This window comes from Staphylococcus sp. EG-SA-17 (genome assembly GCF_017151845.1).
In the GTDB taxonomy this organism is placed as follows: domain Bacteria; phylum Bacillota; class Bacilli; order Staphylococcales; family Staphylococcaceae; genus Staphylococcus; species Staphylococcus aureus.
Genome location: NZ_JACVZO010000005.1, coordinates 80,076 through 106,087, shown reverse-complemented (window position 1 = coordinate 106,087; position 26,012 = coordinate 80,076). Strand labels below are relative to the sequence as shown.

At 33.3% G+C, this 26,012-nt stretch carries 22 protein-coding genes; 20 read left to right on the top strand and 2 right to left on the bottom strand.

Features of this window, described 5'->3' with window-relative positions; translation table 11 throughout:
- Window positions 1–143: 143 nt before the first annotated feature.
- The 9 genes from IDG65_RS03985 (at window position 144) to IDG65_RS03945 (ending at window position 10,413) form a co-directional block, all read left to right on the top strand.
- Complete coding sequence (locus IDG65_RS03985; protein WP_001178619.1) at window positions 144–1,451, top strand: uracil-xanthine permease family protein; 1,308 nt, start codon at window positions 144–146, stop codon at window positions 1,449–1,451.
- A 27-nt stretch (window positions 1,452–1,478) separates the two neighbouring features.
- The gene (locus IDG65_RS03980) at window positions 1,479–2,360 is read left to right on the top strand and encodes an aspartate carbamoyltransferase catalytic subunit (protein ID WP_001016166.1); all 882 of its coding nucleotides are present in this window, start codon (window positions 1,479–1,481) and stop codon (window positions 2,358–2,360) included.
- Between the two features lie 17 nt (window positions 2,361–2,377).
- Window positions 2,378–3,652: a dihydroorotase gene (locus tag IDG65_RS03975; RefSeq protein ID WP_052997630.1), complete on the top strand. Its 1,275-nt coding sequence runs from the start codon at window positions 2,378–2,380 to the stop codon at window positions 3,650–3,652.
- A gap of 1 nt (window position 3,653) precedes the next feature.
- Window positions 3,654–4,754, top strand: coding sequence for a carbamoyl phosphate synthase small subunit (locus IDG65_RS03970; protein ID WP_001190913.1), 1,101 nt, complete (start codon window positions 3,654–3,656; stop codon window positions 4,752–4,754).
- A complete protein-coding gene (gene carB / locus IDG65_RS03965) occupies window positions 4,747–7,920 on the top strand; it encodes a carbamoyl-phosphate synthase large subunit (protein ID WP_001126264.1) in 3,174 nt (1,057 codons plus the stop codon). The genes IDG65_RS03970 and carB overlap by 8 nt, the downstream gene beginning before the upstream one ends.
- 109 nt (window positions 7,921–8,029) lie before the next feature.
- Window positions 8,030–8,722 (top strand): orotidine-5'-phosphate decarboxylase, encoded by a 693-nt coding sequence (gene pyrF, locus IDG65_RS03960; protein ID WP_000654073.1) that lies wholly within the window; start codon window positions 8,030–8,032, stop codon window positions 8,720–8,722.
- Window positions 8,722–9,333: an orotate phosphoribosyltransferase gene (gene pyrE, locus IDG65_RS03955; RefSeq protein WP_001040248.1), complete on the top strand. Its 612-nt coding sequence runs from the start codon at window positions 8,722–8,724 to the stop codon at window positions 9,331–9,333. Before pyrF ends, pyrE begins: the two co-directional genes overlap by 1 nt.
- Window positions 9,334–9,362: 29 nt before the next feature.
- On the top strand, window positions 9,363–9,575 hold the full coding sequence (locus IDG65_RS03950; protein ID WP_000998557.1) for a hypothetical protein: 213 nt from the start codon (window positions 9,363–9,365) through the stop codon (window positions 9,573–9,575).
- 436 nt (window positions 9,576–10,011) lie between these two features.
- The gene (locus IDG65_RS03945; RefSeq protein WP_000354184.1) at window positions 10,012–10,413 is read left to right on the top strand and encodes a VOC family protein; all 402 of its coding nucleotides are present in this window, start codon (window positions 10,012–10,014) and stop codon (window positions 10,411–10,413) included.
- 262 nt (window positions 10,414–10,675) lie between these two features.
- On the opposite strand, the gene IDG65_RS03940 is transcribed toward IDG65_RS03945, so the two are convergent.
- The gene (locus IDG65_RS03940) at window positions 10,676–12,373 is read right to left on the bottom strand and encodes an Rqc2 family fibronectin-binding protein (RefSeq protein ID WP_000312772.1); all 1,698 of its coding nucleotides are present in this window, start codon (window positions 12,371–12,373) and stop codon (window positions 10,676–10,678) included.
- Between the two features lie 274 nt (window positions 12,374–12,647).
- On the opposite strand from IDG65_RS03940, the gene gmk reads away from it, so the two are divergent.
- The 5 genes from gmk to IDG65_RS03915 all read left to right on the top strand — a co-directional run bounded on the left by gmk (window position 12,648) and on the right by IDG65_RS03915 (window position 18,771).
- The gene (gene gmk / locus IDG65_RS03935; RefSeq protein WP_000368225.1) at window positions 12,648–13,271 is read left to right on the top strand and encodes a guanylate kinase; all 624 of its coding nucleotides are present in this window, start codon (window positions 12,648–12,650) and stop codon (window positions 13,269–13,271) included.
- Window positions 13,271–13,489: a DNA-directed RNA polymerase subunit omega gene (rpoZ, locus tag IDG65_RS03930; protein WP_000933956.1), complete on the top strand. Its 219-nt coding sequence runs from the start codon at window positions 13,271–13,273 to the stop codon at window positions 13,487–13,489. The genes gmk and rpoZ overlap by 1 nt, the downstream gene beginning before the upstream one ends.
- Before the next feature lie 215 nt (window positions 13,490–13,704).
- Window positions 13,705–14,904, top strand: coding sequence for a bifunctional phosphopantothenoylcysteine decarboxylase/phosphopantothenate--cysteine ligase CoaBC (coaBC, locus tag IDG65_RS03925; protein ID WP_052997628.1), 1,200 nt, complete (start codon window positions 13,705–13,707; stop codon window positions 14,902–14,904).
- Entirely contained in the window at window positions 14,904–17,312 is a 2,409-nt protein-coding gene (priA, locus tag IDG65_RS03920; RefSeq protein WP_000560832.1) for a primosomal protein N', read from the top strand. Before coaBC ends, priA begins: the two co-directional genes overlap by 1 nt.
- Before the next feature lie 505 nt (window positions 17,313–17,817).
- The gene (locus IDG65_RS03915; RefSeq protein WP_206174025.1) at window positions 17,818–18,771 is read left to right on the top strand and encodes a hypothetical protein; all 954 of its coding nucleotides are present in this window, start codon (window positions 17,818–17,820) and stop codon (window positions 18,769–18,771) included.
- A gap of 162 nt (window positions 18,772–18,933) precedes the next feature.
- Here IDG65_RS03915 and IDG65_RS03910 read toward each other — a convergent pair whose 3' ends face one another.
- The gene (locus IDG65_RS03910) at window positions 18,934–19,137 is read right to left on the bottom strand and encodes a TM2 domain-containing protein (RefSeq protein WP_001198020.1); all 204 of its coding nucleotides are present in this window, start codon (window positions 19,135–19,137) and stop codon (window positions 18,934–18,936) included.
- Between the two features lie 298 nt (window positions 19,138–19,435).
- Here IDG65_RS03910 and IDG65_RS03905 point away from each other — a divergent pair, with 298 nt between their 5' ends.
- From IDG65_RS03905 to pknB, 6 genes are read left to right on the top strand one after another with little or no spacing between them, the layout of a single operon-like run.
- Window positions 19,436–19,924, top strand: a complete 489-nt coding sequence (locus tag IDG65_RS03905) for a peptide deformylase (RefSeq protein WP_000985287.1) — start codon at window positions 19,436–19,438, stop codon at window positions 19,922–19,924.
- Entirely contained in the window at window positions 19,917–20,852 is a 936-nt protein-coding gene (fmt, locus tag IDG65_RS03900; protein ID WP_000161285.1) for a methionyl-tRNA formyltransferase, read from the top strand. Before IDG65_RS03905 ends, fmt begins: the two co-directional genes overlap by 8 nt.
- Window positions 20,849–22,156, top strand: a complete 1,308-nt coding sequence (gene rsmB, locus IDG65_RS03895; RefSeq protein WP_000572233.1) for a 16S rRNA (cytosine(967)-C(5))-methyltransferase RsmB — start codon at window positions 20,849–20,851, stop codon at window positions 22,154–22,156. The genes fmt and rsmB overlap by 4 nt, the downstream gene beginning before the upstream one ends.
- Window positions 22,157–22,158: 2 nt before the next feature.
- Window positions 22,159–23,253, top strand: coding sequence for a dual-specificity RNA methyltransferase RlmN (gene rlmN / locus IDG65_RS03890; protein ID WP_000626901.1), 1,095 nt, complete (start codon window positions 22,159–22,161; stop codon window positions 23,251–23,253).
- 6 nt (window positions 23,254–23,259) lie between these two features.
- On the top strand, window positions 23,260–24,003 hold the full coding sequence (locus tag IDG65_RS03885; RefSeq protein WP_000888495.1) for a protein-serine/threonine phosphatase Stp1: 744 nt from the start codon (window positions 23,260–23,262) through the stop codon (window positions 24,001–24,003).
- Complete coding sequence (pknB, locus tag IDG65_RS03880; protein WP_000579559.1) at window positions 24,000–25,994, top strand: serine/threonine protein kinase Stk1; 1,995 nt, start codon at window positions 24,000–24,002, stop codon at window positions 25,992–25,994. Before IDG65_RS03885 ends, pknB begins: the two co-directional genes overlap by 4 nt.
- Window positions 25,995–26,012 lie beyond the last annotated feature (18 nt).

The following is a 26,012-nucleotide window of genomic DNA, read 5'->3' as shown; positions in this document are numbered from 1 at the left end:
TTTATCTAATAATACCCTCATGTTCGACAACTATAAGTCAATTTCTATGGACGAAAATGACTTGTAGCAACTTGTCACACTTTTTGTCTCTTTACATATACTGATGTAAAGAGATTTTTTTATTATCGGAGGAAATGAATATTATGCAAAATGATGAAATGTTTGAACGAACAGTAAAACCCGTACTAGATGTAAATGAAAAACCACAACCAGCGCAATGGGCATTTTTAAGCTTACAACATTTATTTGCGATGTTTGGCGCAACAGTACTAGTACCATTCTTAACAGGACTACCAATATCAGCAGCGTTACTAGCTTCGGGAATCGGTACATTACTTTATATCTTAATAACGAAGGCGCAAATACCAGCATACTTGGGATCTAGCTTTGCATTTATCACACCAATTATCACGGGATTAAGTACGCATAGCTTAGGAGACATGCTTGTAGCATTATTCATGAGTGGTGTTATGTACGTCATCATCGGAATTCTAATCAAATTAAGTGGGACAGCATGGTTAATGAAATTATTACCACCAGTTGTTGTTGGACCAGTCATCATGGTAATTGGTTTAAGCTTAGCGCCTACTGCAGTCAATATGGCAATGTATGAAAATCCTGGAGATATGAAAGGTTACAATATCAGTTTCTTAATTGTTGCAATGATAACCTTGCTTGTAACAATAGTCGTTCAAGGTTTTTTTAAAGGATTCCTATCTTTAATTCCAGTTCTTGTAGGTATTATCGTAGGTTATGTGGTAGCGATTTTTATGGGGATTGTGAAATTTGATGCAATTATGTCAGCAAAATGGATAGATTTCCCTCATATTTATCTGCCATTTAAAGATTATGTACCTTCATTTCACTTAGGACTTGTACTTGTAATGATTCCGATTGTGTTCGTAACAGTAAGTGAACATATTGGGCACCAAATGGTACTGAATAAAATCGTAGGTAGAAACTTCTTTGAAAAGCCAGGACTTGATAAATCAATCATTGGTGATGGTGTTTCTACAATGTTTGCCAGTATTATTGGTGGACCACCAAGTACAACATACGGTGAAAATATCGGTGTATTAGCGATTACCAGAATATACAGTATTTACGTCATTGGTGGTGCAGCAGTTATAGCAATTGTTTTAGCATTCATTGGTAAGTTCACTGCATTAATTTCTTCTATACCTACACCAGTTATGGGAGGAGTATCTATATTACTTTTCGGTATTATTGCAGCAAGTGGCTTAAGAATGTTAGTTGAAAGCAAAGTAGATTTTGCGAACAATCGAAATTTAGTTATAGCTTCAGTAATTTTAGTTGTAGGTATCGGTAATTTAGTATTTAACTTAAAAGAAATTGGTATCAACCTTCAAATTGAGGGGATGGCATTAGCTGCACTTTCAGGAATTATTTTGAACTTAATCTTACCTAAAGAGAAAAAACAAAACAATTAAGATTTACAAATTAAGGAGGGCGCTTTTATGAATCATTTATTATCAATGGAACATTTATCTACAGATCAAATATACAAACTTATCCAAAAGGCAAGTCAATTTAAATCTGGTGAACGTCAACTACCAAACTTTGAAGGGAAATATGTCGCAAATTTATTCTTTGAAAATTCTACTCGAACAAAATGTAGTTTTGAAATGGCAGAACTTAAGCTAGGGTTAAAAACGATTAGCTTTGAAACATCAACATCATCTGTTTCAAAAGGTGAATCTTTATATGACACATGTAAAACTTTAGAAAGTATTGGCTGTGATTTATTAGTCATTAGACATCCGTTTAATAACTACTATGAAAAATTAGCGAATATTAACATCCCAATTGCGAATGCTGGTGATGGTAGTGGACAACATCCAACACAAAGTTTACTTGATTTAATGACGATATATGAAGAATATGGATATTTTGAAGGCTTGAATGTATTGATTTGTGGAGACATTAAAAATTCACGTGTCGCACGTAGTAATTACCATAGTTTAAAAGCATTAGGTGCAAACGTAATGTTTAATAGCCCAAATGCTTGGATTGATGATTCTCTAGAAGCACCTTATGTAAATATAGATGATGTTATAGAAACAGTGGATATAGTTATGTTATTAAGAATTCAACATGAAAGACATGGGCTTGCAGAAGAAACTAGATTTGCAGCAGATGATTATCATCAAAAGCATGGCTTAAATGAAGTGCGCTATAACAAATTACAAGAACATGCTATTGTTATGCATCCGGCACCTGTGAATAGAGGAGTAGAAATACAAAGCGATTTAGTAGAAGCTTCAAAATCAAGAATTTTTAAGCAAATGGAAAATGGCGTTTACTTAAGAATGGCAGTCATTGATGAATTATTAAAATAGGTAAGGGGACGAAAATGATGAAATTAATTAAAAACGGTAAAGTATTACAAAATGGCGAATTACAACAAGCAGATATTTTAATTGATGGTAAGGTAATTAAACAAATTGCACCTGCAATTGAACCAAGCAATGGTGTTGACATCATAGATGCGAAAGGTCACTTTGTGTCACCTGGATTTGTCGATGTTCATGTTCATTTACGCGAACCTGGTGGTGAATATAAAGAGACAATTGAAACTGGTACTAAAGCTGCTGCTAGAGGCGGATTTACAACTGTATGTCCAATGCCTAACACAAGACCGGTACCAGATTCTGTAGAACATTTTGAAGCTTTACAAAAATTAATCGATGACAATGCTCAAGTACGTGTATTACCTTATGCTTCAATTACAACACGTCAATTAGGTAAAGAATTGGTTGATTTCCCAGCACTAGTAAAAGAAGGTGCCTTTGCGTTTACAGATGACGGTGTAGGAGTACAAACTGCAAGCATGATGTATGAAGGCATGATTGAAGCTGCAAAAGTAAACAAAGCCATCGTAGCACACTGTGAAGATAATTCATTAATCTATGGTGGTGCAATGCATGAAGGGAAACGCAGTAAAGAGTTAGGTATACCAGGTATTCCAAACATTTGTGAATCTGTTCAAATCGCAAGAGATGTACTATTAGCTGAAGCAGCAGGTTGTCATTATCATGTATGTCATGTTTCTACTAAAGAAAGTGTTAGAGTCATTCGTGACGCTAAACGCGCAGGTATTCATGTTACAGCTGAAGTTACACCACACCATTTATTATTAACAGAAGATGATATTCCTGGTAACAAAGCCATTTATAAAATGAATCCACCATTGAGAAGTACTGAAGATAGAGAGGCTTTGTTAGAAGGGTTACTAGACGGTACAATTGACTGTATCGCAACAGACCATGCACCACATGCACGTGATGAAAAAGCGCAACCAATGGAAAAAGCACCATTCGGAATAGTTGGTAGTGAAACAGCATTCCCATTATTATATACGCATTTTGTAAAAAATGGTGATTGGACATTACAACAATTAGTAGATTACTTAACAATTAAACCATGTGAGACATTTAATTTAGAATACGGCACATTAAAAGAAAATGGTTATGCAGATTTAACAATCATTGATTTAGATAGTGAACAAGAAATTAAAGGAGAAGATTTCTTATCAAAAGCAGATAATACACCATTTATCGGCTATAAAGTTTATGGAAATCCGATCTTAACAATGGTTGAAGGCGAAGTTAAATTTGAGGGGGATAAATAATATGCAAAGCAAACGTTATCTAGTGTTAGAAGACGGTTCTTTTTACGAAGGCTACCGTTTAGGATCTGATAACTTAACTGTAGGAGAAATTGTATTTAATACAGCGATGACAGGTTATCAAGAAACTATTTCTGATCCATCATATACAGGTCAGATCATTACTTTTACGTATCCATTAATCGGTAATTATGGTATCAATAGAGACGATTTTGAATCATTAGTACCTACATTAAACGGTATTGTAGTGAAAGAAGCGAGTGCGCATCCAAGTAATTTTAGACAGCAAAAGACACTTCATGACGTTTTAGAATTGCATCAAATTCCAGGGATTGCAGGTGTTGATACAAGAAGTATTACGCGTAAAATTCGACAACACGGTGTGTTAAAAGCTGGTTTTACTGATCGAAAAGAAGATATTGATCAACTTGTCAAACATTTACAACAAGTAGAATTACCTAAAAACGAGGTAGAAATCGTTTCGACTAAAACACCGTATGTTTCGACAGGTAAGGATCTAAGTGTCGTACTTGTAGACTTTGGTAAGAAGCAAAATATTGTTCGAGAATTAAACGTCAGAGGTTGTAACGTCACAGTTGTACCATATACAACTACTGCCGAAGAAATTTTAGCAATGGCTCCAGATGGCGTTATGCTATCAAACGGACCAGGTAATCCTGAAGTTGTAGAATGTGCGATTCCAATGATTCAAGGAATTTTAGGGAAAATTCCGTTCTTTGGTATCTGTCTAGGACATCAACTTTTTGCATTATCTCAAGGAGCAAGCTCATTTAAAATGAAGTTTGGTCATCGTGGTGCGAACCATCCAGTTAAAAATTTAGAGACTGGAAAAGTTGATATTACGAGTCAAAACCATGGATATGCAATAGATATAGATTCGTTAAAAAGTACTGATTTAGAAGTTACTCATCTTGCATTAAATGATGGTACTGTAGAAGGTTTAAAACATAAAACATTACCAGCATTTTCTGTTCAATACCATCCTGAAGCAAATCCAGGACCGTCAGATTCAAACTATCTATTTGATGATTTTGTAGCAATGATGACTAATTTTAAGGAAAAGGAGCGTCATATCAATGCCTAAACGTAATGATATCAAAACAATTTTAGTAATAGGGTCTGGGCCAATTATCATAGGTCAAGCAGCTGAATTTGATTATGCTGGAACACAAGCATGTCTAGCTTTAAAAGAAGAGGGATACCGAGTTATTCTTGTAAATTCAAATCCAGCGACAATCATGACTGATAAGGAAATTGCGGATAAAGTATATATCGAACCGTTAACTCATGATTTTATAGCGCGAATTATACGTAAAGAGCAACCTGACGCTTTACTTCCAACTTTAGGTGGTCAAACAGGTTTAAACATGGCGATTCAACTACACGAAAGTGGTGTGCTTCAAGATAATAACGTCCAATTATTAGGAACTGAGCTAACATCAATTCAACAAGCAGAAGACCGTGAAATGTTTAGAACATTAATGAATGATTTAAACGTTCCTGTACCAGAGAGTGACATTGTAAATACAGTAGAGCAAGCCTTTAAATTCAAAGAGCAAGTGGGATACCCGCTAATTGTTAGACCGGCATTTACGATGGGTGGTACCGGAGGCGGTATTTGTCATAATGATGAAGAATTACATGAAATCGTCTCAAATGGTCTTCATTATAGTCCAGCAACGCAATGTTTATTAGAAAAATCTATCGCAGGTTTTAAAGAAATCGAATACGAAGTAATGCGTGATAAAAACGATAATGCCATCGTTGTATGTAACATGGAAAATATTGATCCAGTTGGTATTCATACAGGCGATTCAATTGTTGTGGCTCCTAGCCAAACATTATCAGATGTTGAGTATCAAATGTTACGTGATGTTTCATTAAAAGTTATTCGAGCTTTAGGTATCGAAGGTGGTTGTAATGTTCAATTAGCATTAGATCCCCATTCATTCGATTATTATATTATAGAAGTAAATCCACGTGTATCACGTTCATCAGCGTTAGCTTCAAAAGCAACAGGATATCCTATTGCAAAATTAGCTGCTAAAATCGCGGTTGGTCTAACATTAGATGAAATGTTAAATCCAATTACAGGAACATCTTATGCAGCGTTTGAACCAACTTTAGACTATGTGATTTCAAAAATACCAAGATTTCCTTTTGATAAATTTGAAAAAGGAGAACGAGAGCTTGGCACACAAATGAAAGCAACAGGTGAAGTTATGGCCATTGGTCGAACTTACGAAGAATCATTGTTAAAAGCAATTCGATCACTTGAGTATGGTGTGCATCACTTAGGATTACCAAATGGTGAAAGCTTCGATCTTGATTATATTAAAGAACGTATTTCACACCAAGATGATGAACGATTATTTTTCATCGGCGAAGCAATTAGAAGAGGCACAACATTAGAAGAAATTCATAATATGACTCAGATTGATTACTTCTTCTTACACAAGTTCCAAAACATTATTGATATTGAGCATCAATTAAAAGAACATCAAGGTGATTTAGAATATCTTAAATATGCAAAAGATTATGGATTTAGTGATAAAACAATAGCGCATCGCTTTAATATGACAGAAGAAGAAGTATATCAATTGCGTATGGAAAATGATATTAAACCTGTTTACAAGATGGTTGATACTTGCGCAGCTGAATTTGAATCTTCAACACCATATTATTATGGTACATACGAAACTGAAAATGAATCCATAGTTACTGACAAAGAAAAAATCTTAGTATTAGGCTCTGGACCAATTCGAATCGGCCAAGGTGTAGAATTTGACTATGCGACAGTTCACGCCGTTTGGGCAATTCAAAAAGCAGGGTACGAAGCGATAATTGTGAATAACAATCCAGAAACAGTTTCAACAGACTTCTCAATTTCTGACAAATTATACTTTGAACCTTTAACTGAAGAAGATGTGATGAATATCATTAATTTAGAAAAACCTAAAGGTGTCGTTGTACAATTTGGAGGACAAACAGCGATTAATTTAGCAGACAAATTGGCTAAACATGGTGTTAAAATACTTGGTACTTCACTAGAAAATCTAAATCGTGCTGAAGATAGAAAAGAATTTGAAGCACTATTAAGAAAAATTAACGTGCCACAGCCACAAGGGAAAACAGCTACATCACCTGAGGAAGCATTAGCGAATGCTGCAGAAATCGGATATCCGGTTGTAGTAAGACCTTCTTATGTATTAGGTGGTCGCGCAATGGAAATTGTAGACAATGACAAAGAGTTAGAAAACTATATGACCCAGGCTGTAAAAGCGAGTCCGGAACATCCGGTACTAGTCGATAGATATTTAACTGGTAAAGAAATTGAAGTTGATGCGATTTGTGATGGAGAAACGGTCATTATTCCAGGAATCATGGAACATATTGAACGTGCTGGTGTGCATAGTGGTGACTCAATCGCTGTATATCCGCCACAAACTTTGACAGAAGACGAGTTAGCAACACTTGAGGACTATACTATAAAATTAGCTAAAGGTTTAAACATCATTGGCTTAATCAACATTCAATTCGTTATAGCTCACGATGGTGTGTATGTTTTAGAAGTAAATCCACGTTCTAGTAGAACGGTACCATTCTTAAGTAAAATTACTGATATTCCAATGGCACAATTAGCTATGCGAGCAATCATTGGGGAAAAACTAACAGATATGGGGTATCAAGAAGGGGTTCAACCATATGCTGAGGGTGTATTTGTGAAAGCACCGGTATTTAGTTTTAATAAATTGAAAAATGTTGATATTACTTTAGGACCTGAAATGAAGTCTACAGGTGAAGTAATGGGGAAAGATACTACATTAGAAAAGGCGTTATTCAAAGGGTTAACAGGTAGTGGTGTTGAAGTTAAAGATCACGGTACAGTATTAATGACCGTCAGTGACAAAGATAAAGAGGAAGTTGTTAAATTGGCACAACGCTTAAATGAAGTTGGCTATAAAATTTTAGCAACGTCTGGAACAGCTAATAAATTAGCTGAGTATGACATACCTGCAGAAGTAGTAGGCAAAATTGGTGGCGAAAACGATTTATTAACACGTATTCAAAATGGTGATGTTCAAATCGTTATAAATACAATGACTAAAGGTAAAGAAGTAGAAAGAGATGGCTTCCAAATTAGACGTACTACAGTTGAAAATGGTATTCCATGTTTGACATCTTTAGATACAGCTAATGCCTTAACGAATGTAATTGAAAGTATGACATTTACAATGCGTCAAATGTAAATCAATCAAACTGTATCGGTGGGGCTGTAATTAACCATTTACTTAAAGAAGTTTATATTACAGCCTCATTATTTTAATGAATTGCTTAACGTAAAGGGAGACATATATGATGAAAGATTTACCAATTATTGCATTAGATTTTGAATCAAAAGAAAAAGTAAATCAATTTTTAGATTTATTTGATGAATCATTATTCGTAAAAGTAGGTATGGAACTTTTTTATCAAGAAGGCCCTCAATTAATTAATGAGATAAAAGAAAGAGGCCATGATGTATTTTTAGATTTAAAGCTGCATGATATTCCTAATACAGTTGGTAAGGCGATGGAAAGACTAGCTAAATTGAATGTTGATCTGGTAAATGTTCATGCTGCTGGTGGTGTAAAAATGATGTCTGAGGCCATTAAAGGATTAAGAAAACATAATCAACATACAAAAATTATTGCAGTAACACAGCTTACGTCAACAACAGAAGATATGTTACGACACGAACAAAATATACAAACATCGATTGAAGAGGCCGTTTTAAATTATGCCAAGTTAGCAAATGCAGCTGGTTTAGATGGCGTTGTTTGTTCACCTCTTGAAAGTCGTATGTTGACTGAAAAGTTAGGTACATCATTTTTAAAAGTAACACCAGGTATTAGACCTAAAGGTGCATCTCAAGATGACCAACACCGTATTACGACACCGGAAGAAGCAAGACAGCTTGGTTCGACGCATATTGTAGTCGGTAGACCGATTACACAAAGTGACAATCCAGTCGAAAGTTATCATAAAATTAAAGAAAGTTGGTTAGTATAATGGCTAAAGAAATTGCAAAATCATTATTAGATATTGAAGCTGTAACATTATCACCAAATGATTTATATACATGGAGTTCAGGTATTAAATCACCGATTTACTGTGATAACCGTGTTACGTTAGGTTATCCTTTAGTTCGAGGCGCAATCCGCGATGGTTTAATTAACTTAATTAAAGAACACTTTCCTGAAGTAGAAGTTATTTCTGGTACTGCAACAGCTGGTATTCCACATGCAGCTTTTATTGCTGAAAAATTAAAATTACCAATGAATTATGTTCGTTCATCAAATAAGAGTCATGGTAAGCAAAATCAAATTGAAGGTGCTAAAAGTGAAGGTAAAAAAGTAGTTGTGATAGAAGATTTAATTTCGACAGGGGGATCTTCAGTCACAGCAGTTGAAGCCTTAAAACAAGCAGGTGCAGAAGTATTAGGTGTTGTAGCTATCTTTACTTATGGTTTGAAAAAAGCAGATGATACATTTAGCAATATTCAACTACCTTTTTACACTTTAAGTGATTACAATGAATTAATTGAAGTAGCTGAAAATGAAGGTAAAATTTCTAGTGAAGATATCCAAACATTAGTTGAATGGAGAGACAACTTAGCATAATATAGACACTAGAAGGAGGAATTCAACATATGAATGACAAAACATCTAATGATTTATATGGGAAGATAAAACATTGTAACGAATTTATCAATCATTCTAATGATTCCAATCTATCTAGTAGTCACGATGTCGACGAAAGTTCAACGAAGCAAAAACATATAAAAAATAAAACAACTATAGATCATAATGATGATTTATTTAAACATGTAAAGGATATATTACGTAAACAAGGACAAATTTAAAAACAAAAAAGCTATAGTGTTTAATATCATGGGCTGCTTAACCGCATCCGAATATTACAAACACTATAGCTTTTATTATATAAAAAATTTATTAGCGGATAATTAACTTTATTAAAATCCAACCAATTAAGAATACGAGTAATAGGACTAATACTGGAATCACATAATGTAACATAACGTCCCTCCTTTAACTTAATTTTAATTGTAATCAAATTTGACAATAAGTCAAAACATTAATACCTATGATAAGTATCATTTATTAACATATGTATCATATTTTTAATCTTGCGTAATTTTTATCGTTAACTATGTGATTTAATCAACAGGCCAATAAGACATTTGTCATTCGTGCATATAACGGTACGACGCGCTTTTGTCATTTTAATTATGTTAAGATAATAGTAGTTATAGAAGTTCAATCTATAGGAGGCATAGCATGGATATTCCAAAAATCACGACATTTTTAATGTTTAATAACCAAGCTGAAGAAGCTGTTAAACTATACACAAGCTTATTTGAAGATAGTGAGATTATAACAATGGCTAAGTATGGTGAAAATGGACCTGGTGATCCTGGGACTGTACAACACTCAATATTTACATTAAATGGACAAGTATTCATGGCAATTGATGCTAATAGTGGCACAGAATTACCAATGAATCCAGCGATTTCATTATTTGTTACAGTAAAAGATACTATTGAAATGGAACGACTATTTAATGGATTAAAAGATGAAGGTGCCATTTTAATGCCAAAAACGAATATGCCACCATACAGAGAGTTTGCTTGGGTTCAAGATAAGTTTGGAGTAAGTTTTCAATTAGCATTACCTGAGTAAAAGGATTCGCACAGCGTTGAATGATAAAGAAACACTTTTTCTTATGCATGCGTTTTACCTATGTATTTCTATTTTAAGTACACATTAGCATTTTAGTTTCACTCATTTTTAAAATCACAAAGATAATTTGTAACTTAAATGATGCTACGTTATTTAAAAACACGATACTTCGTTTCAATGAACGCATTAAATAATAAATAAACACCTCGCAAAAGAAAGTAGTCCTTTCTTATGGTGAGGTGTTTATTTGTCGACAACTTGATTATGATTGTTTCATTTTTTGAATAAGTTCATAATCAGGTGTAGCATACAAAGTTTTTTGATTGTCATATGTTACAAACCCAGGCTTTGCACCTGATGGTTTGTGCACATTTTTAATTAACGTGTAATCAACAGGTATTTGTCCAGAATTACCAGCTTTTGAAAAATATCCTGCTAACATAGCCGCTTCCTTGATTGTCGTATCACTTGGTGCGTCATTAAATATAACGACATGTGAACCAGGAATATCTTTTGTGTGTAACCATGTGTGAGTTTTTTTAGCTTTTTTATTTGTTAAATAATCATTTTGCTTGTTATTCTTGCCAACATATATATCGTCGCCATCAGTTGATACATAATGTTGTAATTGAATCTGCGCTTTCTTTTTCTTAGTTTGATTTTTACGCTGTTTCATAAAGCCTTGTTCTGCTAATTCATCTCTAATTTCATCAATGTCATGGACAGAAATATGATGTAATTGTTGTTCGATTGTTGAAAAATAATCTATATTGTCTTTCGTCAATTGAATTTGATGTTGTAATTCACGTTCTCTCGTTTTCATACGATTATATTGTTTATAATAATATTGAGCATTTGCTGATGGGGATTTTGTAGGATTTAAAGGAATGACAACTTCTTCATTCGTATAATAATTCAACGCCGTCACTTCTTTATCACCTTGCTTAATTCGATATATATTAGCAGTGATCAATTCACCATATAACTGTTCAGTATCTTTATTTTTAGACTGCTCATATTCTTCAATCAACTTCGCTAATTTATTTTGATATTTGTGCAACTGCTGTTGAACAAATCGAACTAAATCATTCGCACGTTGTTTAACGCGTTCACGTTCGCCACGCGCATCATAAAAACGATCAAGTAAATCATTTAATGAATCGTACGTAACTGTATCATCATTAAATTGATTTAACTTTATAAAATAGAAATCCTCTTTACCTGTTTCATGATTTTTATGAAAAATAGGAGTAGGTGGTAACTTGGTTTCTGCCATAACTTCGTCGAATGCTTCTGGTAATGTTGATGAAGTCATAAATTGACGACGATTAACGATTTCATTCGTAATTAAAGGGCTAAATCCTTCAAACTGATTCAATAATTGTTTAGCAATATTACCTGCGTTAAAATCGATATATTTCAACACCTCTGCACCTGTAATATCATACGGATTCATTTTGTGCTGAGTAGGTGGTGCTTCATAATTAAATCCTGGCATTACTGTACGATAGTGATTCGTATTTGGTGTTAAGTGTTTAAATCCTTCAATTATTTTGCGATTTTCATCTACTAAAATTAAGTTACTATGTTTACCCATAATCTCTAGGATAACAGTGCGGTAAATAGTATCGCCAATTTCATCTTTACTCTTTATATCGATTTCAATGCGACGATCATTACCAATTTGCTTAATCGATTCGATAATACCACCTTCTAAGTGTTTTCTAAAAACACGCGCAAACATGGGTGGATTAAATGGATTATCATATTTTTTAGTAGTCAATTGTAATCTTGAAAAGTTTGGATGGATTGACAATAACAATTGATGGTTTTGTCTATTTTGACGTACAACCATTAGTATCGTGTCATTATCAGGTTGATTGATTTTGTGAACGCGTCCTGTTGTTAAAAATTGTAGAGACTCAACCATTTTCTTTGTAAATAAGCCATCATAAGCCATAATTTATCTTCCACCTTCTTCATATCATTCGTTTCATTTTAACATGATTGTAACTTTTCGGTATAGTTATTGAACCATACATTATGCCACACATTTTACATTATCTAAAAGTTTGCAATTCAATTTATTTAATTAAAATTAATCGTGCAATATAACGATATTGTTAGACTTAATAGAAATTATGGCATGCAATTTCAAATATGCTATACAATATAAAGAACAATGTGATATCATATTTAAATAATAGAAGATTAGCTTAGAGAGGTCGTAAGGCATGGATAATGAAAAAGGATTGTTAATCGTTTTATCAGGACCATCTGGAGTAGGTAAAGGTACTGTTAGAAAACGAATATTTGAAGATCCAAGTACATCATATAAGTATTCTATTTCAATGACAACACGTCAAATGCGTGAAGGTGAAGTTGATGGCGTAGATTACTTTTTTAAAACTAGGGATGCGTTTGAAGCTTTAATCAAAGATGACCAATTTATAGAATATGCTGAATATGTAGGCAACTATTATGGTACACCAGTTCAATATGTTAAAGATACAATGGACGAAGGTCATGATGTATTTTTAGAAATTGAAGTAGAAGGTGCAAAGCAAGTTAGAAAGAAATTTCCAGATGCATTATTTATTTTCTTAGCACCTCCAAGTTTAGATCACTTGAGAGAGCGATTAGTAGGTAGAGGAACAGAATCCGATGAGAAAATACAAAGTCGTATTAACGAAGCACGTAAAGAAGTCGAAATGATGAATTTATACGATTACGTTGTAGTTAATGATGAAGTAGAACTTGCGAAGAATAGAATTCAATGTATTGTAGAAGCTGAGCACTTAAAAAGAGAGCGCGTAGAAGCTAAGTATAGAAAAATGATTTTGGAGGCTAAAAAATAATGTTAAATCCACCATTAAACCAATTAACGTCACAAATTAAATCAAAGTATTTAATTGCAACAACTGCAGCGAAAAGAGCGCGTGAAATTGATGAACAACCTGAAACTGAATTATTAAGTGAATATCATTCATTTAAACCAGTTGGTAGAGCGTTAGAAGAAATTGCTGACGGTAAAATTCGCCCTGTTATTTCAAGCGATTATTATGGTAAAGAATAGTTTCGACCATTAAAAATATGTGAAGCTAGACGTACATCAAATACGTCAAGGCATATCCAAATCAAACGCACCTATGTAGGTGTGTTTTTTTAGTTTATCCAATGATTGATGTTATAATAATACTAAATTTGTATCTATAAAAAAGTAATGAGCATTTGTGCGCATATGATGATGTAAAGCGTAAATGTCATAGTGATATTTAAGGGAGATTAAATATGAAGAAAATATTATTAGCCGTTACAGGTGGCATTGCGGCATATAAAGCAATTGATTTGACAAGTAAGTTAACACAATCTGGGTATGAAGTTCGCGTTATGTTAACGAATCACGCACAAAAATTTGTGACACCATTAGCATTTCAAGCAATAAGTCGAAATGCTGTTTATACAGATACTTTTATAGAAGAAAATCCTTCAGAAATACAGCATATTGCATTAGGTGATTGGGCAGATGCAATCATTGTTGCACCTGCAACGGCAAATACAATTGCAAAATTGAGTGTAGGTATTGCTGATGATTTGGTGACATCAACGTTGCTAGCAACAGAGACACCGAAATTTATTGCGCCTGCTATGAATGTGCATATGTATGAAAATAAACGTACGCAGCAAAATATTAATATTTTAAAAGAAGATGGGTATCATTTTATCGAACCAGGAAGCGGATTTCTAGCATGTGGTTATGTTGCTAAAGGACGTATGGAAGAACCGCTTCAAATCGTTTCTGTTATTGATGCTCATTTTCAAAATAGTAATCGTTTAGCTAATAGTTCATTTCAAGATAAACGCGCATTGGTTACAGCAGGACCAACTATTGAAGTTATCGATCCAGTCAGATTTGTATCCAATCGTTCTTCTGGAAAAATGGGCTATGCAATAGCTGAAGCATTGCGAAATCGAGGAGCTATCGTGACGTTAGTTGCTGGTCCTACAACACTAGAGGATCCAAAAGATATTGAAGTTATTCATGTTCAAAGTGCTGAAGAAATGTTTGAACAAGTGACAAGCCGATTTGACGAACAAGATATTGTTGTAAAAGCAGCAGCCGTATCTGACTATACACCAGTTGATGTATTAGAACATAAGATGAAAAAGCAGGATGGTGATTTATCAGTATCTTTTATACGTACTAAAGACATTCTTAAATATTTAGGTGAACATAAAACATCACAGTATTTAATAGGCTTTGCAGCAGAGACTGAAGATATTGAAAATTATGCACAACAAAAATTACGCAAGAAAAATGCAGATGTGATTATTTCAAATAATGTTGGGGATATGTCTATCGGATTTAGTTCTGATGATAATGAATTGACAATGCATTTTAAAAATAATGAAAAGGTAAATATCAAGAAAGGAAAAAAAGTAGTATTAGCTGCACAAATTTTAGATGAACTAGAAACTAGGTGGCAATAATGATAGCGAAAGTCATAGTCGATGTCGCGTCGAAGAGCGTTGACTTTAAATTTGATTATATAATTCCTGAACAACTCGAATCTGTCATCCAACCTGGTGTGCGTGTGATTGTACCTTTTGGACCAAGAACGATTCAAGGTTATGTAATGGAAGTAACAGCAGAACCTGATGCACAACTTGACGTTTCGAAGTTAAAAAAAATCATAGAAGTGAAAGATATACAACCTGAATTAACATCAGAATTAATAGCTTTAAGTGAGTGGATGGGTTCAACTCATGTCATTAAACGTATTTCTATGCTAGAAGTGATGCTTCCGAGTGCTATTAAAGCGAAGTATAAAAAAGCATTTAAGATGAAAGATGACATAGAGCTACCTTCAGCTTTATTACAAAAATTTGATAAGCATGGTTACTATTATTATAAAGATGCGCAAAAAAATAATGATATTCAATTGCTTATGAAGTTGTTAAAAGATGATATCGTTGAAGAAAAAACGATTCTCACACAAAATATAACTAAAAAAACCAAGCGTGCTGTTCGTGTCATTGAAGGGTATCATCCTGATGAAGTATTAGCTAAGTTGGAGAAAGTTATTAAACAATACGATTTGTATGCTTACTTGTCTGAAGAACAACATAAAACAATATTTTTAACTGATATTGAGGATATGGGCTTTTCAAAATCCAGTTTAGATGGACTTATCAAAAAAGGTTATGTTGAAAAATATGACGCGGTTGTTGATAGAGACCCATTTAAAGATCGTGTTTTCGAACAAGAATCAAAACAGCAATTAACAGAAGATCAATATAAAGCATATGAAGCGATTAAAGCTAAAATTGTAAGCCAAGAGCAAGAAACATTTTTACTTCATGGTGTGACGGGATCAGGTAAAACAGAAGTATATTTACAAACGATAGAAGATGTTTTAAGCCAAGGAAAACAGGCGATGATGTTAGTTCCTGAAATCGCTCTAACACCGCAAATGGTTTTACGCTTCAAACGTCGATTTGGTGATGACGTTGCTGTATTACATTCTGGCTTATCTAATGGGGAACGTTATGATGAGTGGCAAAAAATTAGGGATGGTCGTGCGAGAGTAAGTGTTGGTGCAAGGTCAAGTGTGTTCGCACCTTTCAAAAATTTAGGGTTAATCATCATTGATGAAGAACATGAATCTACATATAAACAAGAAGATTATCCGAGATATCACGCTAGAGAAATTGCCCAATGGCGAAGTGAATATCATCACTGTCCAGTCATTTTAGGAAGTGCAACACCATGTCTTGAAAGTTATGCACGAGCTGAAAAAGGCGTTTATCATTTGCTATCATTACCAAACAGAGTGAACCAACAAGCTTTACCTGAAATTGATATAGTAGACATGCGTGAAGAATTGAGTGAAGGTAATCGGTCAATGTTTTCAAAAGATTTACGTGAAGCCATACAATTAAGATTAGATCGACAGGAACAAGTTGTTTTATTTTTAAATCGACGTGGTTATGCATCGTTTATGTTATGTCGGGATTGTGGATATGTACCGCAATGTCCAAACTGTGATATTTCATTAACGTATCATAAAACGACAGACTTATTAAAATGTCACTATTGTGGTTACCAAGAGACGCCACCGAATCAATGTCCAAATTGTGAGAGTGAACACATTCGACAAGTAGGTACTGGTACTCAGAAAGTTGAAGAACTATTGCAACAAGAATTTGAAGATGCGCGCATAATTAGGATGGATGTAGATACAACCTCAAAGAAAGGTGCACATGAAAAGTTATTGACTGAATTCGAAAAAGGTAACGGTGACATTTTACTAGGTACTCAGATGATTGCGAAAGGATTAGATTATCCAAATATTACTTTAGTTGGTGTGCTGAATGCAGATACAATGTTAAATTTACCTGATTTTCGGGCGAGCGAACGTACTTATCAACTATTAACGCAAGTGGCTGGTAGAGCTGGTCGTCATGAAAAGGCAGGTCAAGTCATCATTCAAACGTATAATCCAGATCATTATTCAATATTGGATGTTCAAAAAAATGATTATTTAACATTTTATCGTCAGGAAATGGAATATCGTAAATTAGGAAAGTATCCACCGTATTATTATTTGATTAATTTCACAATCTCACATAAAGAAATGAAGAAGGTTATGGAAGCATCGCAGCATGTTCATAAAATTTTATTACAGCATTTAACAGAAAAAGCGCTTGTGCTAGGTCCATCTCCGGCAGCACTTGCGAGAATCAACAATGAATTTAGATTCCAAATTTTAGTGAAATATAAAAGTGAACCTGGATTATTACAAGCCATTCAGTTTTTAGATGACTATTACCATGAAAAATTTATAAAAGAAAAATTAGCATTGAAGATTGATATTGATCCGCAGATGATGATGTAACATTACTAATTATTAGAAACAAGTTCAGTATGTACGAGTATTTGAACCAGTGTTTGAATATTTACTTTAAGTACAGAATAAGGGCAGAATATACAACTGTTAACTATTTAAATTAGCAGTTTATATTCTGTCTTTTTATATGGCTTTATAACTTACGTGATTTTGGTTTGATAAGGAATTTATTAGTATTTTCATTTACGAATTCTGATTTTAATGCAAGCGCCATACTTACTGATGAATAAAAGTACTAATGATTAAGCAAACTATTTTTAAATGGCAAATTGAAATAGTGCAAATTTTAAACTTATAAATTAATGGCTATAAACTATTTTATATCTATCTATGTTTTAACTACTTAAATTATTAGACAAAACAATTTTCTTAAATTATCAATTAAAGTATTTAAAAATATTGATGGTTAATGTAAAATATCAATATAAATAAGTTTTTTAAATTTATGTATGTTTATTTGATTCAAACAAAATAACTTAAGAGGAGAAAGTTTATGAAAAAGACACTGGGATGTTTACTTTTAATTATGCTTTTAGTCGTAGCAGGTTGTTCTTTTGGTGGTAATCATAAATTATCATCAAAGAAATCAGAAGAATCAAAACAAGAAACTGTAAAAAAAGAATCGGAAGAAGAGAAAGACCCAGATTTAGAGAAATTTGAAGAAATAGAGAAGAAAATGAAAGGAATTAAAGATGCGCCATCTCTAGATAAGTTGGATCCATTAATGACAGAAAAGTCGTTTACGAATAGTAAAGGGATTCAAGGATGGAAAGATTACAAAGAATTAATGGGTAAAGTGGAACTTGCAGATTATAGATTTACAAAAGATTCAAAAGGATCTTCAATAAAAGATGTTGATGCATTCTTTAAAGGTAAGAAAGGTATAAAAAGGAAAGTGATTGAAACACACGATGATGTAAAACAAGTTGATTATTGGTATGTAGATCCAGGTGGAAAGAAAATTGGCAATTCAAACACACCTGTTTTTTACGCAGAAATTATGACAAAATATAAAGATGGAAAGTTAGTTTATGCATCAGTCGAACCAGGTTCTTACGTAATACATAAAGATGATGCAATTAAATATGACGATTATTCTAAGTTAAAAAAATTAAGTCAACTAACTAAACTTGATCATCCAAAACCAGTTCCATATAGCGTAGCTCAAATCAAATCTTTCGGAGTACCTTTAACAAGCGTTTCATTTATGACACATGGATCAAAGGATACTAAAGATGAAGTGTTGCCGGCATTGGCCTATTTCACTTTTTCGCCAAAAAATTATGAAGACAAGTCTAATCCAGATCCAAAAGTTTTAAATTTAGTACATATGGATTTCTTAAATGCATCTAGTGATTTTGGTAACGCACATTTTGTTGTTTTAAGTAAATATATTAAAGAGTATGAATCAAACTATGAAACAGCGTCAGATGATTCTTTAAAATAGTATTTACTGTGTGAAAAATAAATAGTGTACTACATTAAATAATCGCAATAATAATCCCGATAAACAATCAGCATTACTGCTTATCATATAGAGTTCGTAATATCTATAACTCTATGATTCGCAATTAATAAATGATTGTCATCGGGATTTATTTTTATCAATTTATAATGTAACATTACCATGTTCGTCAGCTGGTTTGAAAACAGTAATTATCGCACTAATAATTGCTAATATATGTGGGATGACTGTCCAAAAGAATATTAAGTGTAGGAAACCTTGCATGTTTTTGCCGGCATAAAATTTATGAATACCAAAACTACCTAAGAACAATGCTAATAAAATATAAATAACTTTGTTTACTTGCATTTCTTTCCCTCCAGTTGAATTGCTTATAATGACATTAACTTCTCTTTTTATTATACCCACTTTTAGTTCAAACATTCTAGTTTAAGCATTTCCAATCATCTAGATTTCAGTTATTCAATCCTTACAATAAATTTAGGATTACACTTCAGTTGCATTGTATTATTTTACGTGTGAAATATACGTAATGAATCACATGACAATCTTTAAATTGAAAAATATACATTCTATGATGTAAGGTCGCATTTTTAATATATTTACGTTATAATGGTTTGATGAATTTTATTGAGGAGTAAGAGCTATGGCGATTAAAAAGTTAGTACCAGCATCGCATCCTATTTTAACGAAAAAAGCGCAAGCAGTTATAAAATTTGATGATTCGTTAAAAAGATTATTACAAGATTTAGAAGATACAATGTATGCACAAGAAGCAGCTGGCTTATGTGCACCTCAAATTAATCAGTCATTGCAAGTGGCAATCATTGATATGGAAATGGAAGGATTATTACAACTTGTTAATCCGAAAATTATTAGTCAATCAAATGAAACGATAACAGACTTAGAAGGTTCAATTACATTGCCAGATGTTTACGGCGAAGTGACAAGAAGTAAAATGATCGTTGTCGAAAGTTATGACGTCAATGGGAACAAAGTTGAACTAACTGCACATGAAGATGTAGCAAGAATGATTTTGCATATTATAGATCAAATGAACGGTATCCCTTTTACAGAACGTGCGGACCGTATTTTAACAGATAAAGAAGTGGAGGCATATTTTATAAATGACTAAAATAATATTTATGGGTACACCAGACTTTTCAACAACTGTTTTAGAAATGCTTATTGCAGAACATGATGTCATTGCAGTCGTAACGCAACCAGATCGACCTGTTGGACGTAAACGTGTTATGACACCACCACCAGTTAAAAAAGTTGCAATGAAATATGATTTACCTGTATATCAGCCTGAAAAACTAAGTGGATCAGAAGAATTAGAACAATTGCTTCAATTAGATGTAGATTTAATTGTAACTGCTGCTTTTGGACAATTATTACCTGAATCATTGTTGGCATTACCAAAACTTGGCGCAATTAATGTACATGCATCATTGTTACCGAAGTATAGAGGTGGTGCACCAATTCATCAGGCAATTATCGATGGTGAACAAGAAACCGGCATAACAATTATGTATATGGTTAAAAAATTAGATGCGGGTAATATTATTTCGCAACAAGCAATTAAAATAGAAGAAAATGATAATGTCGGTACGATGCATGATAAATTAAGTGTATTAGGGGCAGATTTATTAAAAGAAACTTTACCATCTATTATAGAGGGCACAAATGAAAGTGTACCTCAAGATGATGCGCAAGCAACATTTGCTTCCAATATTCGACGCGAAGATGAGCGAATTAGCTGGAATAAACCAGGAAGACAAGTGTTTAATCAAATTCGAGGATTATCACCATGGCCAGTTGCTTATACAACTATGGATGACACTAACTTGAAAATATACGATGCTGAACTCGTTGAGACTAATAAGATAAACGAGCCTGGAACAATTATAGAAACGACTAAAAAAGCCATTATTGTTGCTACAAATGATAATGAAGCTGTTGCAATTAAAGATATGCAATTGGCTGCGAAAAAGAGAATGTTAGCTGCCAATTATTTAAGTGGTGCGCAAAACACACTAGTAGGGAAGAAACTTATATGATAGAAAACGTGAGAAGTCTTGCTTTTGACACGATTCAAGATATATTAAATGAAGGTGCGTATAGTAACTTGCGTATCAATGAAGTGTTGTCAGAAAATGAATTAAATGCAATGGATAAAGCTTTATTTACAGAAATTGTCTACGGAACCGTTAAAAGAAAATATACGTTAGATTTTTATTTAAAGCCTTTTGTGAAAACAAAGATTAAGGCATGGGTTAGGCAATTATTATGGATGAGTATTTATCAATATGTTTATTTAGATAAAGTTCCAAATCATGCCATTATTAATGAAGCAGTTGAAATAGCAAAAGAACGCGGTGGCTATCATAATGGTAATGTCGTAAATGGTATTTTACGTACAATGATGCGTAGTGACTTACCTGATTTTAATGAAATTGCAGATCCTAAAAAAAGAATGGCAATCGAGTATAGTATGCCGAAGTGGATTATAGATCATTGGGCAACACATTATGGTCTCGAAGAAACTGAAACAATCTTACAGTCATTTTTAGAAACGACATCTACAACTGTGCGTGCCAACCTGACGCGAGCATCATTAGATGATATTATTGAAAAGTTGCAAGACGAAGGTTATGACGTTGAAAAAGATCATGACTTACCTTATTGTCTCCATATAGGAGGACAACCAATTATTCATTCTCGTTCATTTAAGGATGGATTCGTTTCAATTCAAGATAAAAGCTCAATGTTTGTTGCGCACATTATGAATGTAGACCGACATGATCACGTATTAGATGCATGTAGTGCACCTGGCGGTAAGGCTTGTCACATTGCTGAAGTTTTAATGCCAGAAGGGCAAGTTGACGCTTCAGATATACATGATCACAAAATAGACTTAATTAATTTTAATATAAAAAAATTACGATTAACAAATATTAAAGCCTTTCAACATGATGCGACAAAACCTTATGATAAAACATACGATAAGATACTTGTTGATGCACCATGTAGCGGATTAGGTGTAATGAGACATAAGCCGGAGATTAAGTATACTCAAAGCAAACAACATATTGAGTCACTAGTTGATTTACAGCTTGAAATATTGGAAAATGTAAAAAACAATGTAAAAATAGGTGGCGAAATCATCTATTCAACATGTACAATAGAGCAACTAGAAAATGAAAACGTGATTTATACGTTTTTGAAAAATAATAAAAACTTCGAATTTGAACCGTTTCAACATCCGATAACTGGAGAGTTGGTCAAAACGTTACAAATCATGCCGCAAGACTTTAATTCAGATGGATTCTTTATCACTAAGATAAAAAGAAAGGACAATTAGGAATGATAACTGCTGAAAAGAAAAAGAAGAATAAATTTCTTCCAAATTTTGACAAGCAATCAATATATTCATTGCGATTTGACGAAATGCAAAACTGGCTCGTTGAACAAGGGCAACAAAAATTTCGAGCGAAACAGATTTTTGAATGGTTATATCAAAAAAGAGTAGATTCGATTGATGAAATGACGAACTTATCGAAAGACTTACGACAGCTCTTAAAAGATAACTTTACTGTTACAACTTTAACAACTGTAGTAAAACAAGAAAGTAAAGACGGTACAATTAAATTCTTATTTGAATTACAAGATGGCTATACAATTGAAACTGTTTTAATGAGACATGATTATGGAAATTCAGTATGTGTAACAACACAAGTAGGTTGTCGTATCGGATGTACGTTTTGTGCTTCTACACTTGGCGGCTTAAAAAGAAACCTTGAAGCTGGCGAAATTGTTTCACAAGTTTTAACAGTTCAAAAAGCCCTTGATGCTACAGAAGAGCGCGTATCTCAAATTGTCATAATGGGTATCGGTGAACCATTTGAAAATTATGATGAAATGATGGACTTTTTAAGAATCGTCAATGATGATAACAGTTTAAATATTGGTGCACGTCACATTACAGTATCAACATCAGGTATCATTCCTAGAATATATGAATTTGCGGATGAAGATATTCAAATTAATTTTGCTGTAAGCTTACACGCCGCAAAAGATGAAGTGCGATCACGCTTGATGCCAATTAACCGTGCATATAATGTTGAGAAGTTAATCGAAGCAATTCAATATTATCAAGAAAAAACAAATCGTCGTGTTACTTTTGAATATGGTCTGTTTGGTGGTGTAAATGACCAACTAGAACATGCAAGAGAATTAGCACATTTAATAAAAGGCTTAAATTGCCATGTTAACTTAATTCCTGTCAACCATGTTCCAGAAAGAAATTATGTAAAAACGGCTAAAAATGATATCTTTAAATTTGAAAAAGAATTAAAGAGACTAGGAATTAATGCCACAATACGTCGTGAACAAGGTTCGGATATTGACGCAGCTTGTGGTCAATTAAGAGCAAAGGAACGACAAGTAGAAACGAGGTAAAGACAAATGCTAGAGGCACAATTTTTTACTGATACTGGACAACATAGAGATAAGAATGAAGATGCGGGTGGTATTTTTTATAATCAAACTAATCAACAACTTTTAGTTCTGTGTGATGGTATGGGCGGCCATAAAGCAGGAGAAGTTGCAAGTAAATTTGTTACAGATGAGTTGAAATCCCGTTTTGAAGCGGAAAATCTTATAGAACAACATCAAGCTGAAAATTGGTTGCGTAATAATATAAAAGATATAAATTTTCAGTTATATCACTATGCACAAGAAAATGCAGAATATAAAGGTATGGGTACAACATGTGTTTGTGCACTTGTTTTTGAAAAATCAGTTGTGATAGCAAATGTCGGTGATTCTAGAGCCTATGTTATTAATAGTCGACAAATTGAACAAATTACTAGTGATCACTCATTTGTTAATCATCTTGTTTTAACGGGTCAAATTACGCCGGAAGAAGCATTTACACATCCACAACGTAATATTATTACAAAGGTGATGGGCACAGATAAACGTGTGAGTCCAGATTTGTTTATTAAGCGATTAAATTTTTATGATTATTTATTATTAAATTCAGATGGATTAACTGATTATGTTAAAGACAATGAAATTAAGCGTTTGTTAGTAAAAGAAGGTACAATAGAAGATCATGGTAATCAATTAATGCAATTGGCATTAGATAACCATTCGAAAGATAACGTTACTTTCATACTCGCGGCTATTGAAGGTGATAAAGTATGATAGGTAAAATAATAAATGAACGATATAAAATTGTAGATAAGCTTGGCGGCGGTGGCATGAGTACCGTTTATCTTGCAGAAGATACGATACTTAACATTAAAGTTGCAATTAAGGCGATTTTTATACCACCTAGAGAAAAAGAAGAAACATTAAAACGTTTTGAACGAGAAGTACATAACTCATCACAGCTATCACATCAAAATATAGTAAGTATGATCGATGTTGATGAAGAAGATGACTGTTACTACTTAGTAATGGAATATATTGAAGGTCCGACTTTGTCTGAGTATATTGAAAGTCATGGGCCATTAAGTGTTGACACGGCGATTAATTTTACGAATCAAATATTGGATGGCATTAAACATGCGCATGATATGCGTATTGTACATAGAGATATTAAGCCACAAAATATATTAATTGACAGCAATAAAACGTTGAAAATATTTGATTTTGGAATTGCTAAAGCTTTAAGTGAGACGTCTTTAACTCAGACTAATCATGTGTTAGGTACTGTGCAGTACTTTTCGCCAGAACAAGCAAAAGGTGAGGCAACGGATGAATGTACAGATATTTATTCTATAGGTATTGTGTTATATGAAATGCTTGTTGGTGAGCCGCCATTTAATGGAGAAACTGCAGTTAGCATTGCGATTAAACATATTCAGGATTCTGTTCCAAATGTGACAACAGATGTACGTAAGGATATTCCGCAATCTTTAAGTAATGTCATTTTACGCGCTACAGAAAAAGACAAAGCGAATCGTTACAAAACAATTCAAGAAATGAAAGATGATTTGAGTAGTGTTTTACATGAAAATCGAGCGAATGAAGATGTCTATGAACTCGATAAAATGAAAACGATAGCGGTACCTTTGAAAAAAGAAGATCTAGCAAAGCATATTAGTGAACATAAGTCGAATCAACCTAAACGTGAAACGACGCAAGTACCTATTGTAAATGGGCCTGCTCATCATCAGCAATTCCAAAAGCCAGAAGGTACGGTGTACGAACCAAAACCTAAAAAGAAATCAACACGAAAGATTGTGCTCTTATCATTAATCTTTTCGTTGTTAATGATTGCACTTGTTTCTTTTGTGGCAATGGCAATGTTTGGTAATAAATACGAAGAGACACCTGATGTAATCGGGAAATCTGTAAAAGAAGCAGAGCAAATATTCAATAAAAACAACCTGAAATTGGGTAAAATTTCTAGAAGTTATAGTGATAAATATCCTGAAAATGAAATTATTAAGACAACTCCCAATACAGGTGAACGTGTTGAACGTGGTGACAGTGTTGATGTTGTTATATCAAAAGGCCCTGAAAAGGTTAAAATGCCAAATGTCATTGGTTTACCTAAGGAGGAAGCCTTGCAGAAATTAAAATCGTTAGGTCTTAAAGATGTTACGATTGAAAAAGTATATAATAATCAAGCGCCAAAAGAATACATTGCAAATCAAAGTGTAACCGCAAATACTGAAATCGCTATTCATGATTCTAATATTAAACTATATGAATCTTTAGGCATTAAGCAAGTTTATGTAGAAGACTTTGAACATAAATCCTTTAGCAAAGCTAAAAAAGCCTTAGAAGAAAAAGGGTTTAAAGTTGAAAGTAAGGAAGAGTATAGTGACGATATTGATGAGGGTGATGTGATTTCTCAATCTCCTAAAGGAAAATCAGTAGATGAGGGGTCAACGATTTCATTTGTTGTTTCTAAAGGTAAAAAAAGCGACTCATCAGATGTCAAAACGACAACTGAATCGGTAGATGTACCATACACTGGTAAAAATGATAAGTCACAAAAAGTTAAAGTTTATATTAAAGATAAAGATAATGACGGTTCAACTGAAAAAGGTAGTTTCGACATTACTAGTGATCAACGTATAGACATTCCTTTAAGAATTGAAAAAGGAAAAACAGCAAGTTATATTGTTAAAGTTGACGGTAAAACTGTAGCTGAAAAAGAAGTCAGCTATGATGAAGTTTAAATATAATTGTAATAAGTG